This is a genomic window from Actinomadura citrea, assembly GCF_013409045.1.
GTDB lineage: Bacteria > Actinomycetota > Actinomycetes > Streptosporangiales > Streptosporangiaceae > Spirillospora > Spirillospora citrea.
In genome coordinates, this window is sequence record NZ_JACCBT010000001.1 from 444,478 (window position 1) to 460,976 (window position 16,499).

The 16,499-nt window shown below is 71.7% G+C and carries 15 protein-coding genes; 8 read left to right on the forward strand and 7 right to left on the reverse strand.

Annotated elements, in window-relative coordinates:
• The first annotated feature begins 242 nt into the window (after nt 1-242).
• From BJ999_RS02205 to hisC, 7 genes are all read left to right on the forward strand, one after another.
• Complete coding sequence (locus tag BJ999_RS02205; protein WP_179831698.1) at nt 243-914, forward strand: lysophospholipid acyltransferase family protein; 672 nt, start codon at nt 243-245, stop codon at nt 912-914.
• A 52-nt stretch (nt 915-966) separates the two neighbouring features.
• On the forward strand, nt 967-1,665 hold the full coding sequence (locus BJ999_RS02210) for a hypothetical protein (protein WP_179831699.1): 699 nt from the start codon (nt 967-969) through the stop codon (nt 1,663-1,665).
• A gap of 115 nt (nt 1,666-1,780) precedes the next feature.
• Nucleotides 1,781-1,963 carry a hypothetical protein gene (locus BJ999_RS02215; RefSeq protein WP_229810183.1) on the forward strand — a complete coding sequence of 61 codons (183 nt, stop codon included), beginning with the start codon at nt 1,781-1,783 and terminating at the stop codon, nt 1,961-1,963.
• A 144-nt stretch (nt 1,964-2,107) separates the two neighbouring features.
• Entirely contained in the window at nt 2,108-3,451 is a 1,344-nt protein-coding gene (locus BJ999_RS02220; RefSeq protein ID WP_179831701.1) for a flotillin family protein, read from the forward strand.
• 77 nt (nt 3,452-3,528) lie between these two features.
• Nucleotides 3,529-4,203: an NUDIX hydrolase gene (locus BJ999_RS02225; protein ID WP_179831702.1), complete on the forward strand. Its 675-nt coding sequence runs from the start codon at nt 3,529-3,531 to the stop codon at nt 4,201-4,203.
• 57 nt (nt 4,204-4,260) lie between these two features.
• A complete protein-coding gene (locus tag BJ999_RS02230; protein WP_179831703.1) occupies nt 4,261-4,554 on the forward strand; it encodes a DUF6401 family natural product biosynthesis protein in 294 nt (97 codons plus the stop codon).
• A 39-nt stretch (nt 4,555-4,593) separates the two neighbouring features.
• Nucleotides 4,594-5,667, forward strand: coding sequence for a histidinol-phosphate transaminase (gene hisC, locus BJ999_RS02235; protein WP_179831704.1), 1,074 nt, complete (start codon nt 4,594-4,596; stop codon nt 5,665-5,667).
• A gap of 15 nt (nt 5,668-5,682) precedes the next feature.
• Here the strand turns inward: hisC and BJ999_RS02240 are convergent, their stop codons facing one another.
• From BJ999_RS02240 to purD, 6 genes are all read right to left on the reverse strand, one after another.
• Nucleotides 5,683-7,011: a transcriptional regulator gene (locus BJ999_RS02240; protein ID WP_179831705.1), complete on the reverse strand. Its 1,329-nt coding sequence runs from the start codon at nt 7,009-7,011 to the stop codon at nt 5,683-5,685.
• 817 nt (nt 7,012-7,828) lie between these two features.
• Nucleotides 7,829-9,115 carry a UDP-N-acetylglucosamine 1-carboxyvinyltransferase gene (gene murA / locus BJ999_RS02245; protein WP_179838279.1) on the reverse strand — a complete coding sequence of 429 codons (1,287 nt, stop codon included), beginning with the start codon at nt 9,113-9,115 and terminating at the stop codon, nt 7,829-7,831.
• A gap of 267 nt (nt 9,116-9,382) precedes the next feature.
• Nucleotides 9,383-10,171, reverse strand: coding sequence for an MOSC domain-containing protein (locus BJ999_RS02250; RefSeq protein ID WP_179831706.1), 789 nt, complete (start codon nt 10,169-10,171; stop codon nt 9,383-9,385).
• Between the two features lie 8 nt (nt 10,172-10,179).
• Nucleotides 10,180-11,490 carry an adenylosuccinate lyase gene (gene purB / locus BJ999_RS02255; protein WP_179831707.1) on the reverse strand — a complete coding sequence of 437 codons (1,311 nt, stop codon included), beginning with the start codon at nt 11,488-11,490 and terminating at the stop codon, nt 10,180-10,182.
• On the reverse strand, nt 11,483-12,628 hold the full coding sequence (locus BJ999_RS02260; RefSeq protein ID WP_179831708.1) for a low temperature requirement protein A: 1,146 nt from the start codon (nt 12,626-12,628) through the stop codon (nt 11,483-11,485). Before BJ999_RS02260 ends, purB begins: the two co-directional genes overlap by 8 nt.
• A 42-nt stretch (nt 12,629-12,670) precedes the next feature.
• Complete coding sequence (gene purD, locus BJ999_RS02265) at nt 12,671-13,921, reverse strand: phosphoribosylamine--glycine ligase (protein ID WP_179831709.1); 1,251 nt, start codon at nt 13,919-13,921, stop codon at nt 12,671-12,673.
• Nucleotides 13,922-14,291: 370 nt separating this feature from the next.
• Here purD and BJ999_RS02270 point away from each other — a divergent pair, with 370 nt between their 5' ends.
• Nucleotides 14,292-15,377, forward strand: coding sequence for a magnesium and cobalt transport protein CorA (locus tag BJ999_RS02270; protein ID WP_179831710.1), 1,086 nt, complete (start codon nt 14,292-14,294; stop codon nt 15,375-15,377).
• A gap of 241 nt (nt 15,378-15,618) precedes the next feature.
• Here BJ999_RS02270 and BJ999_RS02275 read toward each other — a convergent pair whose 3' ends face one another.
• A complete protein-coding gene (locus BJ999_RS02275) occupies nt 15,619-16,461 on the reverse strand; it encodes a glycerophosphodiester phosphodiesterase family protein (protein ID WP_179831711.1) in 843 nt (280 codons plus the stop codon).
• Nucleotides 16,462-16,499 lie beyond the last annotated feature (38 nt).

Sequence of the window (16,499 nt, forward strand, 5' to 3'; positions counted from 1 at the left end):
ACTGTACCTGACGATGCGCCCGGGGCATCCGGGTGCCTCCCGGGAGATCCGGTAAACGAGGTAATAACTTACCGAAGAGAAACTTACTTGGCAGTAAGGAATGGCCTCGAATCCCGTCCACCCGGCCTTTGACCAGCACTTTGGTCATTCATGGCACTCTCTGGGGCGGGAAAGGAGGACGCTGACCCGGGCCCGGATCGGTGCAGAGGTTACAGTGGCGGTGGCGAAATTCGGGAGGCTGGGTGTTCTACACGTTCATGACGCGCGTGGTGCGTCCGATCCTCTGGCTGCTTTTCCGTCCGCGGGTGGTGGGCGGCGAGAACGTGCCGAGCTACGGGCCGCTCATCGTGGCGAGCAACCACCTGTCGTTCATCGACAGCTTCATCATCCCCCTGGCGGTCCCGCGCCCGGTCACCTACATCGCCAAGGCGGCCTACTTCGAGGGCGGCGGGCTCAAGAACCGCTTCGTCCGCTGGTTCCTCACCAACCTCGGCCACGTCCCGGTGCGGCGCGGCGCCCGGCGGGCCGCCATGGGCGCCCTGGAGCAGGCCGCCGAGGTCCTCGACAACGCCGGCGCGTTCGCGATCTATCCCGAGGGCACCCGCTCGCCCGACGGCCGCCTCTACCGCGGCCGGACGGGCATCGGCTGGCTCGCCCTGGAGTCCGGCGCCCGCGTCCTGCCGGTCGCGTTGGAGGGCACCGAGAAGATCCAGCCGATCGGCGCGGGGCTCCCGCGCGTGTTCGGCCCGCGCCCCACCGTGCGGATCGGCCCGCCGATGGACTTCTCCCACTACCGGGACCTGCCGCCCGCCAAGGCCCGCCGCGCCATCACCGACGAGATCGTCGAGACGATCCAGAAGATGTCCGGCCAGGAGTACGCCGCGGAGTACAACGAGCGGGCCGAAAAGGGCTGACCCGCGTGTCGTCCGGGGCGGTGCGCCCCTTTCGCGCCGTAGTGTCGCCGCCATGGCGCACAGGCTCCTCCCGGTCACGCTGCTGCTGTCGACGGCCGTCGCGGCCACCGCGTGCGGCGGCGACGCCGAGCGCGCCCGCCAGGTGCGCGGCACCGCCCGCGCCGAGGTGGCGGGCATCGGCCACACCTCCGCCCAGCTCGCGCAGGCGCTGCTCCAGCAGCCGTCCGGCTACCGGCGTGCGGGCGAGCCCGACTGGGGCGAGTACGGCTCGCTGAAGGCCATCCAGAACGCCTCCAGGCTCCAGCGGGAGGCCGTCCTGGACAAGCCCTCCTGCGGGAAGGCCCGTCCGGGCGGCGACGTGGCCGGCGACGTGCCCGCCGCGCTCGTCTCGTTCACCGGCGGCCGCGGCCTGACCGCGACCGAGACCCTCATGAGCCTGTCCGCCGCCGACGCCGAGAAGCAGGTCAACGCCCGCGTGCCTCCCGGCTGCCTGAAGTTCCGCACCCGGGTGGGGTCCACCTGGGCCGCGCACAAGGTGGCCGAGGCGCCGAAGGGCGAGATCGGCGAGGGCTCGCGCACCATCGGCGTCGCCACCGTCGGCGGCGGCACCCGCACCCGGACGTGGTACGTCGTGTTCCGCGGCCCCCGCTACCTCGCCACGATCACCGTCTTCGGGCCCGGCGCCACCCGCGCCGACGCCGAGCGCCTGGCCGGCGAGGCGCTGGCCCAGGCCGGGCGCGTCCTGTCCTGAGTCCCGCCGCTCGCCGTCCCCGCCGCGCAGCGGATAGCGTTCGCCCTACGCGGCGCGGAGAGCGGCTCCGGGCGGACCGGGCCAGGGGGTTTCCTTGATCGGTAAGGAGGGCCGGGTGACCGGCCGGATCGGACCCGGGCTGGTCGGCGAGGTCATGATCGCGGTCCGCGGCGGGGCGGAGGCGTTCTACGCCCATTCCGTCGACCCGCGCGACGAGATCGGCGTCGGCTCGATCGTCGTCGTGGTCGAGTACCACCCGCCCCGGACGGTGTACGTGGCGCCCGCGCTGGCCCATTGAGCGTCCCGCGGAGCCTGGCCTGATGCGGACGTGAAGATCCGGTTCGGAGACCGAACCGAACACCCCTCTGCCGCGTCTGATGGGAAACGCGGACGGGCCTGACGCTTCGGGCCGGCCGCCCTACCCCCGGAGGAGGAGGCCCGTATGCCCGTGCTCGTCCTGGCGATCGGTGTCGTCGTCGCCGTCATCGTGCTGATCGTTCTGTTCAAGATGGTGTGGCGGGTCGCCGAGCCGAACGAGGCCCTGATCATCTCCGGGCTCGGCGCCAGGTCCAAGCCGATCGACGGCGTGGACAGCCTCGGGTTCAAGATCGTGACCGGCAAGGGGACGTCCGTCCTGCCGGGCTTCCAGGTCGCCCGCCGGCTGCGGCTCGACAGCCGGGCCGCGAACCTGGAGGTCAACTGCGTGACGCAGCAGGGCATCCCGGTCAAGGTCCGCGGGGTGGTCATCTACAAGGTCGGCGACGACTTCGTGTCGATCGCCAACGCCGCGCGCCGCTTCCTGGAGCAGCAGAACTCGATGGACGGCGCGATCCACGAGCTGTTCACCGGCCACCTGCGCTCCATCATCGGCAACCTCACCGTCGAGGACCTGATCCTCAACCGCGAGCGGCTCACCTCCGAGACCCGCGGCTCCGCCGCCGACGAGATGAGCAAGCTCGGCCTGGTCGTCGACTCCCTGCAGATCCAGGAGATCGACGACGAGACCGGCTACATCACCAACCTCGGCCGCCCGCACGCCGCCAGGGTCGCCTCGTCCGCCCGCATCGCCGAGGCCGAGCGCAACCAGGAGGCCACCGAGCGCGAGCAGGAGACCGAGCGGCAGAACGCGGCGGTCATCCGGGACACCGAGATGAAGAAGGCCGAGTACGAGGGCCAGGTGCAGCAGGCCGCGCAGCAGGCGCGCCAGGAGGTCATCCTCAAGGAGACCCGCAACGCCGAGCTGGAGGCCGAGCGCACCGAGAAGCGGCTGGAGAGCGAGATCCGCAAGCCCGCCGACGCCCGCGCCTACGAGCAGGTCAAGCTGGCCGAGGCCGAGCGCGAGGAGCGCATCTCCTACGCCCAGGCCGCGGCGACCGAGGTCCAGCTCAAGGCCCAGCGCGAGTCCGAGGCCATCCGGCTGATGGGTGAGGCCGAGGCGGACGCGACCCGGCGCAAGGGTCTGGCCGAGGCCGAGGCGATCAAGGCCCGCGCGGAGGCGCTGGCGGAGAACACCGACGCCGTCATCGCCCAGCAGCTCGCCGAGCAGTGGCCGCAGATCGTCGAGGCCGGCGCGGGCGTGTTCGGCAACGTCGACAACATGGTCGTGCTGAACGGCGCCCAGGGCGTCGAGGACATGCTCGCCAAGGCCCTCACGCTCGGCGGCACCGGCCTCGGCGTCGCCCGCCAGCTGCTCGCCGGGCTGAACCAGAGCGCCCCCGCGGGAGCCAACGGCCACAACGGCGTCCCGGCCGCGACCGTCCCCGTCGAGATCCCCAAGGAAGACTAGGCGCCGATGCGCGGAAGGCCCGGCCCCGCCGGGCCTTCCTGGCCTCAGTGGGGGGCCGGCCCCGCTAAGTTCGTTGCATGCCCGTGCCCCGGCTTGCCGTCTCCGTCGACCTCGTGGTGCTCACCGTCCGGGAGCAGCGCCTGTGCGCTCTGCGGTGGCGGCGCGACCGGCCGCCGTACGAGGGGGCGTGGTCGCTGCCGGGCGGGTTCATCCAGCTCGACGAGGACCTGCCGGTGGCCGCGGCCCGGCTGATGGCCGAGCGGGCCGGGCTCGCGGACGTGCGGATCCACCTGGAGCAGCTCGCCACCTACGGGTACCCGGACCGCGACCCCCGGCAGCGGGTGGTGAGCGTGGCGTACCTGGGGCTGGCGCCGGACCTGCCCGCCTCCAGCCGCGCCCAGGTGCTGTGGACGGCCGTGGACGACCTCCTCCACCACGACCGGGCCGCGTTCGACCACCGCCGGATCCTCGGCGACGGGATGGAGCGGGCGCGCGCGAAGCTGGAGTACACCTCCCTGGCGGCGGCGTTCTGCCCGCCCGAGTTCACGGTCGCCGAGCTGCGGCGCGTCTACGAGATCGTGTGGGGCACCACCCTGGACCCGCGGAACTTCCATCGGAAGGTGACCGGCGCCGACCGGTTCCTCATCCCGACCGATCAGACCACGACGCGCGACGGCGGACGTCCCGCGCGCCTTTACCGCAGGGGCGATGCCGAGCAGTTGAGGCCGCCCATGCTGCGGCCCCGCGGATGAGCTTTTACCTGGGGTGATGTTCCGAGCAGCGCCGGACCGTTGCTAGTTTCACCCCCTATGAACGGTGACTCGCCCGAAGTGCTCGGCCTGCTCGTCCGGGACATCGGTGAGGCGGGCGTCGCGGAGATGGCCGGTTCGCCGGGCCTCGCGGCGGCCGTCGACCAGCACGTGGCCAGCCTCCGCGACGAGCTCGGCGCGCCCGGCCAACCCCCCGGCGCGGACGAGCTGATGGGGTACCTGCACGGTTTCGCGGAGGACGCGTTCAAGCGGGGATGGTGGCCGCAGGACACCCAGGACTGGGAGTTCGTCCGGATCGTGGCTGTTTGTTGGATGATGAGGAACGCTGCGTAGGCTGGGGATCATCACCCCTGTGCAATCTGGAGGACAACGGTGTCCGAGGCAACCACACCCCGCTTCCGCTCCGTCCTCGACCGCTTCGTGGCCTACAGGCCCGGCAAGGTCGTGGTGTCGCCCGAGGGGCGCTCGTTCAAGCTGTCGTCCAACGAGTCGCCGCACGGGCCGCTGCCCTCGGTCGTGGAGGCGATCGGCGAGGCGGCGCGCAACGTCAACCGCTACCCGGACAACAACGCGACCTCGCTGACCGAGGCGATCGCGTCGTTCTGCGGCGTCCCCGCCGACCACGTCGCGGTGGGCTGCGGTTCCGTCGGGATGACCCAGATGCTGCTGGAGGCGGTCGCCGAGCCGGGCGCCGAGGTCGTGTACGCGTGGCGGTCGTTCGAGGCGTACCCGCTGCTGGTGTCGCTGTCGGGCGCGACGAGCGTCCAGGTGCCCCTGCGGGACGAGACCCACGACCTGCGCGCGATGGCGGACGCCATCACCGAGAACACGCGCGTGGTCTTCGTCTGCAACCCGAACAACCCCACCGGCACCGCCGTCGGCCGCGCGGAGATCGAGGCGTTCCTGGACCGGGTCCCCGCCGACTGCCTGGTCGTCCTGGACGAGGCGTACCGCGAGTACGTCCGCGACGACGACGTGCCCGACGGCCTCACCCTCTACGGCGACCGCCCGAACCTGGCGATCCTGCGCACGTTCTCCAAGGCCTACGGGCTCGCGGGCCTGCGCATCGGCTACCTCGTGGCGCATCCGCTCGTCGCCGGGTCCATCCGCAAGACGTTCCTGCCGTTCAGCGTGAACTCCGTCGCGCAGGCCGCCGGCATCGCGTCCCTGGACGCCACCGACGAGCTGATGGAACGGGTCGAGGGCACGGTGAAGGAGCGCGACCGCGTCCGCGCCGCCCTCCTCGCCGACGGCTGGACGGTCCCGCCCACCGAGGCCAACTTCGTGTGGCTGCGCCTCGGCGACCGCACGATGGAGTTCTCCGCCGCCTGCGACGCCCACGGCGTGAGCGTCCGCCCCTTCGACGGCGAGGGCGCCCGCGTCTCCATCGGCTCCCCCGAGGAGAACGACGCCTTCCTGGCCGTCGCCGGCACCTTCAGGCGCTGACCGCAGCCCGCCCCCTCAGCTCGTCTTCGCCGGCCCCAGCTTTTCGACGATCAGGCGGTAGAGCTGGCGGGGGCGGCCGGGCTGGGGGGTGCGGTTCGGCGGGAGCGGCCAGGCGAGGCCCTCCTCGACGAGCGTGCGCAGGAGGCGGCGGGCCGTGCGGGGCGTGACGCCGAGCATCTTGCCGGCGTTCTCCGCGTCCACGATGAGGGGCTGCTCCTGGTCGCCGAGCTTGTCGGCGAGCCGGGCCAGGATCTCCAGGCCCTTCGGCTTGGCCTGCGGCTGGGTGCGCGGCGGCGTGCGGGGCGCGGGGACGAGCGCGCGGCCGTCGCGGTCCAGCGCGAAGCCCTGCGCCCGCTGGGAGCTCTGGGAGCGTGCCAGGGCGGCGCGGGCGTGGTTCTCCGCCTCGTGGGCCGTGCGGCCCATCCCGATGCCGACCTCGATGGCCAGGCCGAGCTCCTCGCGGACGCGCTCGACGAACGGCGGCGTCCGGAAGCCCTCGGTGGACGCGGTGACCGAGCCGCGCGTGGCGATGACGAGGTAGCTGTGGTCGTCGACGGGCCACACCGAGGCGTTCATCCGGTGCGCCTCCTGGAGGAGCACCCGGTGCAGGGCCAGCTTCAGCTCGTCGCGCCAGTAGCGCGGGGTGACGCGGCGCGGGGTCTCGCGGAGGGTCGGCACGTCCACCAGCACGACGACGAGCTGCGACTCCTCCAGGCGGTGGTGCGCGCCGAGGAGCGCGGCGGTCTGCAGGGAGCTGCGGATCGCGGCGCCGGTCGGCCGGACGCGGATGGTCGGGACGCCCGCCATCTCCATGCGCTCGGCGGTGGCGTGCACGCAGGTCATCGCGACGGTGGTCGCGCCGCGCCGCCAGAGCCGCTCGTGGAACGCGGCGAGCGTGCCGGGACCGGCGGCCTCCTCGCGCAGGTGCACCTGCTCGGTGCCGAGGCTGATCTCGGAGTAGGCCTCCTCGACCTCGGCCCGTCCGAGCACGTCGATGCTGACCCTGGACGGGTCGAAGCGCTCGTCGAGCGAGGCCCGCAGCAGCGCGCCCTGCAGCGCGGCGCCGTTCAGCGGCACGTAGGTGGCGGGCATCGTCAGGACGCCGGCCTTGCGCGCGAAGTCGTACGGGACCGGGCTGGCGAACAGGCACACGTCCACGCCCGAGCCGAGGCGCACGACCTTGTCGGCCGCCTCCTGCTCGTCGCGGTACGCGGCGGCCACCAGCCTGCTCGGTACGGGTGTGGGGCCGTGGCCCATGAGCATGACCCGTTCGACGAGGTCATGGGGGCCGACGACCCCGATCGTGAGGTCGGGGGTGACGGACCCCGTTCGCGCCGCCGTCATCGGTGATCGCTCGCTTCCCATCCGGCCTCTCGGCGGGGGCGCCGCCCCGGCCATCTGATCGCGCACGTTCCGCCCAACGGTTGACTCATGGCTTGACGCCCCTGCCTTCTGACCCAGCACCCGCAGTTCCCGTGCGATTCGACTTCCCGCGAACCCGCCTCCGGAAAGTGGAGGAGGTCCGTCTTGCCCGAGCTCCCTCCCGCCTCGCGAAGCGGAGGAGATCTCCTTCTAGCTGGCAGATCGGGTCAGGGCGACGCGATGTGACACCCAGACGCGAAATCGAATCAAGAGTGCGGCGAAAAAGTAACCTACGCGACCCCTTGGTCAGTAATTTGTCACCAATCGGCCAGTCTTGATCCTGCATCTTCGGATGTCCGAAGTTGAAAAACAAGACCCGAAATCACAGCGGGGGCCCCTTCCTGACGCTCCTACGTACTGGAGGGACCCCTGCGGTGTCCGTTTGGTTTACGCGAGGGCCGAAATCCGGCGACCCGATCTCGCCTGCTCCGGAAAGACGAGTGATCCGTCCAGACCGTGCGCCCCGGGGCGGTCGGTGATTTTTTACCGCGTTACGGTCCGGTCGATTCGGACCGTTCCACGCATGACATCGCAGGTCAGAGAGTCGGTGTTCGGGCGGTAAGGAAGCTCCGCCCGAGCCGTGCGTGACCAGGCGGTAACGCACGGCTCAACGGATTTGCCGCGGATCGTTACACGGCTCGTCAGGGATCAACCAGGAGTTGGTCAGGCCCGAGGCCACATTCGGCCGAGCGGCGCGCGGTGGCCCCGGACCTCGCGGCGCCGCGAGGGCGCCCCGGCGCTAACCGACTTCTCGGACGATCTCGGCACCGAGCTGGGAGAGCCGCTCGGCCGTGTGCGCGTGCCCGCGGTCGAGGTAGTAGGCGGAGGTGATGGTGGTCTCGCCCTCGGCGGCGAGGCCGGCCAGCACCAGGGCGCTGCCGCAGCGCAGGTCGTGGGCCTCGACCTCGGCGCCGCGCAGCCCGCGCGGGCCGTTGACCTTCGCGCGGTTGCCGTCCACCTCGATGTCGGCGCCCATCTTCGCCAGCTCGCCGGCCAGCTTGAAGCGGCCGTCGAAGATCCGCTCGTAGATGTAGGACGGGCCCTCGGCCAGGCAGGACACCGCCATGATCGGCGACTGCAGGTCGGTGGCGAAGCCCGGGTACTCGTCGGTGATGACGTTGATCGGGCGGAGCGTCCGGTCGCGGCGCACCTGCAGGACGGCGCCCTGCTGGTGGAACTCCACGCCCATCTGCTCCAGCTTGTCGGCGGCGACGCCGAGGTGCTCCAGCGAGGCGCCGACGAGGCTGAGGTCGCCACCGGTGATCGCGGCGGCCATCACGAACACGCCGGCGTCGATCCGGTCGGGCATCACGGTGTGCTCGACGGCGGTCAGCTCGTCCACGCCCTCGACCGTGATGAACCCGGTGCCGCCGCCGCTGATCCGGGCGCCCATCGCCTGGAGGATGGCGATGTTGTCCAGCACCTCCGGCTCCAGTGCCGCGTTCTTGATCAGCGTGGTGCCGTGCGCCAGCGCCGCCGCCATGATCAGGTTCTCGGTGCCGGTGTGCGAGGGGGTGTCGCAGTAGAGCGTGCCGCCGCGCAGGTCGCCGGCCTTGATGTGGATGATGCCGTCGCCGTTGTCGGCCACGTGCTCGGTGACCGTGGCGCCCATCCGCTTGAAGCCGTTGTAGTGGAAGTCCAGGTTGCGGCTGCCGAGGTTGCAGCCGCCGACGCCCTCGATGACCGCCTCGCCGAGGCGGTGCAGCAGCGCCGGGACGAACAGGAACGAGCCGCGGAACCGGGACGCGATCTCGGCGGGCAGCACGGGGCTGCTCAGCGTCGAGGCGTCGATCACCAGCGTGCGCTCGGTCTCGTGCAGCTCGGCCTTGGCGCCGATGGCCCGCGCCAGCTCCACCGCCCGCCGCACGTCCTCGATGATCGGGACGTTGCGCAGCACGGTGCGTCCCCGGGAGGCCATCAGCGAGGCGCCGATCATCGGCAGGACTGCGTTCTTCGCCCCCTGGATGAAGACCGTGCCGTGCAGCTGTCGGCCGCCGCGCATGCGGTAGCGAACCTCGTGGCCCATGCTCATGCCGCCTAACTTCCTCTCGGGTGCGCTTGCTGTGCGATCCAGTTGGGAGCACGAGGGCCGAGCGTGCCTGACGGTGTCCCCCCGCTGCCGACGCGACCCCAGTAAACCATCGGGCCGGAGGTGTGGCGTCCGGCCCGGCCCCGCGGGCGTCAGTCTGCTCGTTGAGACCTCCGGAACACGCCAAAGGTTCGCGTTCCCCGGGAAAATTCCCAGGGGGAGCCTAGGGGCGGCGGCCCTCCGCCGCCGGGGTTTTGAAGATCATCAGGGGGTGCGGGCCGCCACGGCCTCCACCGGGTCGCCCACCCTGAGCGTGCCGAGGACGCGCGGGACGCAGTTCTGGCCGAACTGGATGCCGCGGTCCCGGGTGCGGTAGGAGGCGAGCGTCCGCAGCGGCTCACGGCCGCGCTCGGCGGTCCGCTGGTCGGTGGTGGTGATGACGCAGCGGGTGCACGGCTTGACCATCTCGATGACGGTCTCGCCGACGCGCAGCAGGCGCACCTCGTCCTCGCCGTAGGGGCCGAGGCCCTCGACGACGAGGGACGGGCGGAACCTGTTCATCGGGAGCGGCTCGTCCAGCCGCGCGTTGAGGTCGGCGAGGGACTCGGCGGAGATCACCAGCAGCGGGTAGCCGTCGGCGAACATGACCTCGCCCCCGCCGCGGGACGTGGGACGCAGGCCGGTGAAGCGCACGAGGCGGCAGTCGGCGCCGAGCAGGTCGCCGAACCAGGCCGCCGCCTCGTCGCCCTGGTCGACGCCCTGGCACTGCGACCGCTGGACGGAGACCTCCCGCACCTCGCCCTCGTCCGCGGCCTTGTGGACGAGCCGCGGGGCGCCGGGGGCGTCCACCGTGAGGACCGTCCCGTCGTAGGACGGGCGCATCAGCGCCATCCGGGCGTGGTCGCGCTGGGACAGGAAGCGGCCCTCGGGGGTGACCAGCATGAACTCGCGGTCGAACGGCAGGCCGCGCGGGGTCAGCTCGGCGCTGCGCAGCGCGGTCCCGCCGCCGCTCTTGAGCGGGTAGGCGTTCAGCTCGGTCAGGGTCCCCTGCACGGCCCCTCCTACCTGAGAGCGGTCAGGCGGTCGAACATCGGGCCGAGGCGCTTGACGAAGCGCTCGGGGCGGCACACCTCGTCCAGGCGCTTCTCGTCCAGCGTGAGGCCCGCCTCCGCCGCGTGCACGCGCAGGGTCTCGCGGAACGGAGCGCCGGTCTCCCACGTCTGCATGGCGGCCTTCTGGACGAGCGGGTAGGCCTCGTCGTCGCGCGACATGCCCGCCTCGACCAGCTCCAGCAGGACGGTCGAGGTGTAGATGAGCCCGCCGGTCGAATCCAGGTTCTCCCGCATCCGCGCCTCGTCGACGACGAGGCCGGACATGAGGCGGTTCGTCAGGTTCAGCATGTAGTCGAGCGCGACGGAGGCGTCAGGCAGCGCGATCCGCTCGGTGGAGGAGTGCGAGATGTCGCGCTCGTGCCACAGCGGGATGCCCTCCAGCACCGGGACGATCTGGGCCCGCACGATCCGCGCCATCCCCGCCAGCCGCTCGGAGATGATCGGGTTCTTCTTGTGCGGCATCGCCGACGAGCCCTTCTGGCCCTTGCCGAACGGCTCCCACAGCTCCCGGACCTCGGTGCGCTGCCCGTGCCGCACCTCCAGCGCGATCGCCTCGCACACCGTCGCCATGATCGCCAGGGACGAGACCCACTCGCTGATCCCGTCCCGCAGGACGACCTGCGTCGACACGTCCGCGGCCTTCAGGCCGAGCTTGCGCGCGACGTGCAGCTCGACCGCCGGGTCGATGTTGGAGTACGTCCCGACCGCACCGGAGATCGCCATCACGCCCACGGCCTCGCGGGCGCGCCGCAGCCGGTCGCGGGACCGGCCCATGGCGAACGCGAAGTCGGCGACGCGGTGGCCCCACACGTCCGGTTCGCCGTGGATGCCGTGCGTGCGCCCGACCCGCAGCGTCGCCCGGTGGGCCAGCGCGTGGTCGCGCAGCGTCGCGACGAGCGCGTCCGCCTTCTCCAGCAGGATGTCGGTGGCCTCGACCAGCTGCAGCGCGAGCGCCGTGTCGAGCAGGTCGGACGACGTCATGCCGAAGTGGACGAACCGGGCGGCCTCGCGGGGCTCGGTGTTGTCCGCCCACGCCGACAGGAAGGCGATCACGTCGTGCTGCGTCACCGCCTCGATGGCGTGCACGGCCTCCGGCGTCGGCGGCGGCGCCTTGCGCACCGGCTCCACCACCTCCGGCGGGATCGTGCCGGCCTCGGCGTGGGCCTCGACGACGAGGACCTCCACCTGGCACCACAGCTCGTACTTGTGCGCGTCGCTCCAGACGCGTCCCATCTCCGGAAGGGTGTAGCGCTCAATCACCCGACGATTGTCCCAGGCCGGGAACCGCGGCGTCCGGCCGGGTCGCCGCGTGTTCGAGCGCCAGCGCGGCGGCGACCACCAGGACGAGGGCGGCGATCTCGGCGGCGGCCAGCCAGAGGCCCAGCGGGGCGGCCGCGAGCGCGACCGCGGCGGCGCCGAGCCGGATGCGGGACGGCCCGATGCGGACGGCCCGGCGGAACGCCACGTCGCCCGCCAGGTAGAGCGCGACGCCGCCCGCCAGGGCGAGCGCGGAGCCGGTGTGCAGGCCGTCCCAGGCGTGCCCGACGGCCGTCCCCATGCCGGCCGCCGCGACGATGATCCCGACGACCAGCGGGATGTGGGCGTAGAAGTAGCCGAACATCGTCATCTGGGTGCGGCGCACGTCGTCGGCGGCGGTCAGCGACTCCTCGGCGCGCTCGTCGTCGCGGGCGAAGTAGCTCCACCAGAAGGCCGCCGCGAGCGCCAGCCCGAGCAGCACGGCGACGACCAGCCCCGCGTCCAGGTGCGCGTGCTCGGCCCCCGCCCCGACCGCGATCACCGACTCACCGATCGTGATCATGACGAGCAGCCCGTGCCGCTCGACGATGTGCGCGGGCTGGATGGTGAACAGCCCGCCCGCCGGCACGATGTACGGCTGGACGATCGGGACGACGAGCGCGAGCGTCCACAGCACGTACACCGCCGGCCCGTGGTCGAAGATCCCGGCGACGATGATGAGCACGGCCGCGAGGAGGTTGGCCGGCAGGACGCGCAGGATGTTCGGGTTGCCCTGCGCGTACAGCGTCACGTGGGCGAGCACCAGGACCAGGTACCCGACGCCCCACAGGACACCGCCGCCCTTGAACGCCGTCGGGGTGGCCAGCGCGACCATGAAGAACCCGCCCATCCCGACCAGGAGCAGCAGGCGCCGTCCCGCGGTCGTGGGCGTGAGGGTGTTGGTCAGCCAGGCGTAGCCGCCGTACATCCACCACAGGACGCCGAACATCAGCACGACCTGGACCAGGCCCAGCACGTTCAGTTCCTTGACCAGCACGTGGCTGAGCTGGGTCACCGCGAAGACGAACACCAGGTCGAAGAAGAGCTCCAGCGTCGTGACGCGGTACACCTCTCCGCCCACCGGCACGGAGGGGGAAGCCATGCTCGACCTACCTTGTATCGGTGTAATCAGGTAATCAGGTAATCATGGCATGGAGATCGCCTTCAGCGCGATGTCCGTCCGGTGGTGGGACCCGCGCAGGCCGATCTTGGACGCGGCCTCGTAGGCGGCGGCGCGGGCGGTGGCGAGGTCGGGCCCGGTGCCGACGACGTTGAGGACCCGTCCGCCGTTCGCGACCGGCTGCCCCTCGCCGCCGAGCGCGGTGCCCGCGTGCAGGACGTAGGCCCCCTCGACCGCGGCGGCCTCGTCCAGGCCGGTGATCTCGTCGCCCTTCACCGGGGCGGCCGGGTAGCCCTCGGCGGCCACGACCACGGTGACGGCCGCGCCCGGCAGCCATTCGAGCCGCAGGCTCGGGTCGAGCCCGCCGATCGCGCACGCCTGGAGCAGCGTGGCGACGGGGGTGGCCAGCCGGTCCAGCACCACCTGGGTCTCGGGGTCGCCGAAGCGCGCGTTGAACTCCACCACCCGTACGCCCCTGGACGTCAGCGCGAGCCCGGCGTACAGGACGCCGACGTACGGGGTCTCGCGGCGGCGCAGTTCGTCCACGGTGGGCTGGACGACCGTGGACATGACCTCGTCCACCAGTTCGGGCGGCGCCCAGGGCAGCGGTGTGTACGCGCCCATCCCGCCGGTGTTCGGGCCCTCGTCGCCGTCGTAGGCGCGCTTGAAGTCCTGCGCGGGCAGCAGCGGGACGGCCTGCTGCCCGTCGCACAGCGCGAACAGGGAGACCTCGGGACCGTCCAGGTACTCCTCCACAACGACGCGGTCGCAGGCGTCGGCGTGCCGCAATGCCTCGTCGCGGCTCTCGGTGACGACCACGCCCTTGCCGGCCGCGAGCCCGTCGTCCTTCACCACGTACGGCGGGCCGAAGGCGTCGAGCGCCTCCTCGACCTCCCCGCTCGACTCGCACACCCGCGCGTCGGCGGTGGGCACGCCCGCCGCGGCCATGACCTCCTTGGCGAACGCCTTGGACGCCTCGATCTTGGCGGCGGCCCGGTCCGGCCCGAAGCAGGGGATGCCGGCCTTGCGCAGGGCGTCGCCGACGCCGGCCACGAGCACGGCCTCCGGACCGATGACGACCAGGCCGACCCGGAGCCGCGCGGCCAGTTCCACCACCGCCGTGCGGTTCGTCGGATCGAGCTGGTGATTGTCCGCGATCTCTGCCGTGCCCGGATTGCCCGGGGCGCAGTGGAGGGCGGTGACGGAAGGGTCGCGGTGCAGGGCGCGGGCGAGCGCATGCTCGCGGCCACCTGATCCAAGGACGAGTACTCGCACGTCGCGAGCCTACTGGTCCCCCGCCCCGTGCAGGGCGGGCATAACCCTTGCGCGAAGGGGCATGCAGCGGGGTGAGGCCCCCATCACACCGGGGATGTGTGAACCTCAACGATACGGGCGGCGTCCTACATATCGGCTGGTAGGCTGCCACGGGCTTGACCGCCCGGTGTCGAGGTGCCCGAAAGGAGGTGGTCGGGATGAGTCCTGGTGATACTTGCAGTTCGCCGGAGAACCCTCACAGTCCGAGCAGGACTGTTCCACCGTCCGCCTACCTCTGGCGCCCGGCCGTCGCCCTCGCGCGCTCCCTTCGCTGACCAGCTTGGGTTGAGCGCGCGCTACGTGCGTGGCCGGCGGGTTAGGAGCACCTCCCATGGCCATGACACGAGTCCGCCCGAGCCGCGCGCTGTTCAAGACGCGCGGCCGCCCCAGCGGCGTGCAGGCTGCGAACCGCGATTCCGCCGTCATCGACTGGGCCGCCTACATCGACGGCCACCGCGTCTGCACCGCCACCGTCGCCGACGCCGTCCGCCTCGTCCGCGACGGCCGGCTCGTCCCCGACGGTGACAGCGCCGGCTTCGTCTGGGTCGGCCTCCACGAGCCGTCCGCCGGCGAACTCTCCGACCTCGCCGAGGTCTTCGGCCTGCACCCGCTCGCCGTCGAGGACGCCATCCACGCCCACCAGCGCCCCAAGCTCGAGCGCTACGACGACGTCCACTTCGTCGTCATGAAGACCGTCGGCTACGTCTCCAGCGGCCCCAGCGGTGCCGAGGTCGTCGAGACCGGCGAGATCATGCTGTTCTGCGGCCCCGACTTCGTCGTCACCGTCCGTCACGGCGCCCACGGCGCGCTCGGCCCCGTCCGCCGCGACCTGGAGAAGGACCCCGGGCGCCTCGCCCTCGGCCCCGCCGCCGTCCTGCACGCCGTCACCGACCGCGTCGTGGACGGCTACGTGAGCGTCGCCGACGCCGTCATGGAGGACATCGACGAGGTCGAGGAGGCCGTCTTCTCCCCCGAGCGCACCGACGAGTCCCGCCGCATCTACCGGCTCAAGCGCGAGGTCATCCAGCTCAAGCGCGCCGTGGGCCCGCTCGCCGGCCCGCTGCGCAACCTGACCGGCCGCCGCTTCGTCCCGACCGAGATCAAGGAGTACCTCCGCGACGTCGAGGACCACCTCACCCGCGTCCGCGAGCAGGTCGAGTCCTACGACGAGCTCCTCAACCCGATCCTCCAGGCGCACATGACCCAGGTCACCGTCGCCGACAACAAGGACATGCGCAAGATCTCCGCGTGGGGCGCCATCTTCATGGTCCCCACCGCCATCGCCGGCGTCTACGGCATGAACTTCGACCACATGCCCGAAACCCGCTGGCAGTACGGCTACCCCATGATCCTCAGCGTCATCTCCCTCGCCTGCTTCGCCCTCTACCGAGGCTTCCGCCGCAACGGCTGGCTCTAGTTTTTTGCGTTTTTCTCCTCCTTCGGGCCTGGCGGCCCTCCATCGTCGAGAAACGCGGCGATCGCTGGCATCGCTCCGGCTCGCCTTGCGGCTCGCTGCGCGATCAGATTCTTGCTTCGCTCGAATCTGCCTTCGGACGCGATCGCGACCCTTGAGGTTGTTGCGGGGTTGCGGGGTTGCGGGGTTGCGGCGGTGGCTGGGGTCTGTGCGCTTGGGGGCGCGGGTCGGGTGAGGCCCTGTTTCAGAGGGCGGGGGCTGGTGCTTGGAGGGATCCGAGGCGGTCTGGGTAGTCGGTGACTATCCCGTCTACGCCGTAGTTGATGAAGCGGGCCATGTCTGTGGGGGTGTTCACCGTCCAGACGATGACCGGGAGGGCCAGGGAGTGGGCCTGGTCTATCAGGGCGGGCGTGGTGATGTGGTGCTCGGGGGAGACCGCGGTGGCGCCGAGCGTGAAGGCGGCGGCCACCGGGTCGGCCGGGGAGCGGCCTGCGAGCCAGTCGGTTTCCGGGACGAGGGTCTTGCGCTCCATCAGGGCGACGCGGCCCAGGTCCGGGTGGTTTCGGCGGGCTTCGGCCAGGACGCGCCAGTCGAAGGCCAGGAGCTGGGAGCGTCCGGTGCAGCCGAAGGCCCTCAGCACGGCCGCCACGGAGGCGGTCAGGAGCTCCACCTCTTCGCCGGTCCAGGACGGGTCGGTCTTGAGCTCGACGGAGAGCCCGACGCCGCTGGGGGCCAGCAGGGCGCACGCCTCGGCGAGCGTGGGGATGCGGGTGCCGGGCATCGGGGCGGCCTCGCAGCCGCGGCCCGCGTCGAGCGTCCGCAACTGCGCGAGGGACAGTTCGCGGACGGGCTTGCCGAGGTAAGGGTAGGCGGGGTCGCCCGGCCAGGCGGGGCCCGTGTCGGCGAGGACGGCGGGGGAGAGCACCTGGTCGTGGCCGAGGACGACGACGCCGTCCGAGGACAGGCCCACGTCCAGCTCGATCGTGTCGACGCCGAGGTCGAGGGCGTGGGCGAAGCCGGGCAGGGTGTTCTCCGGACGGAGGCCGCGCGCCCCCCGGTGTCCGTGCACCTCGACGGAAGAGATCACCGAACGCACGCTACCGTCCGTCACCGAACACCCGGTGA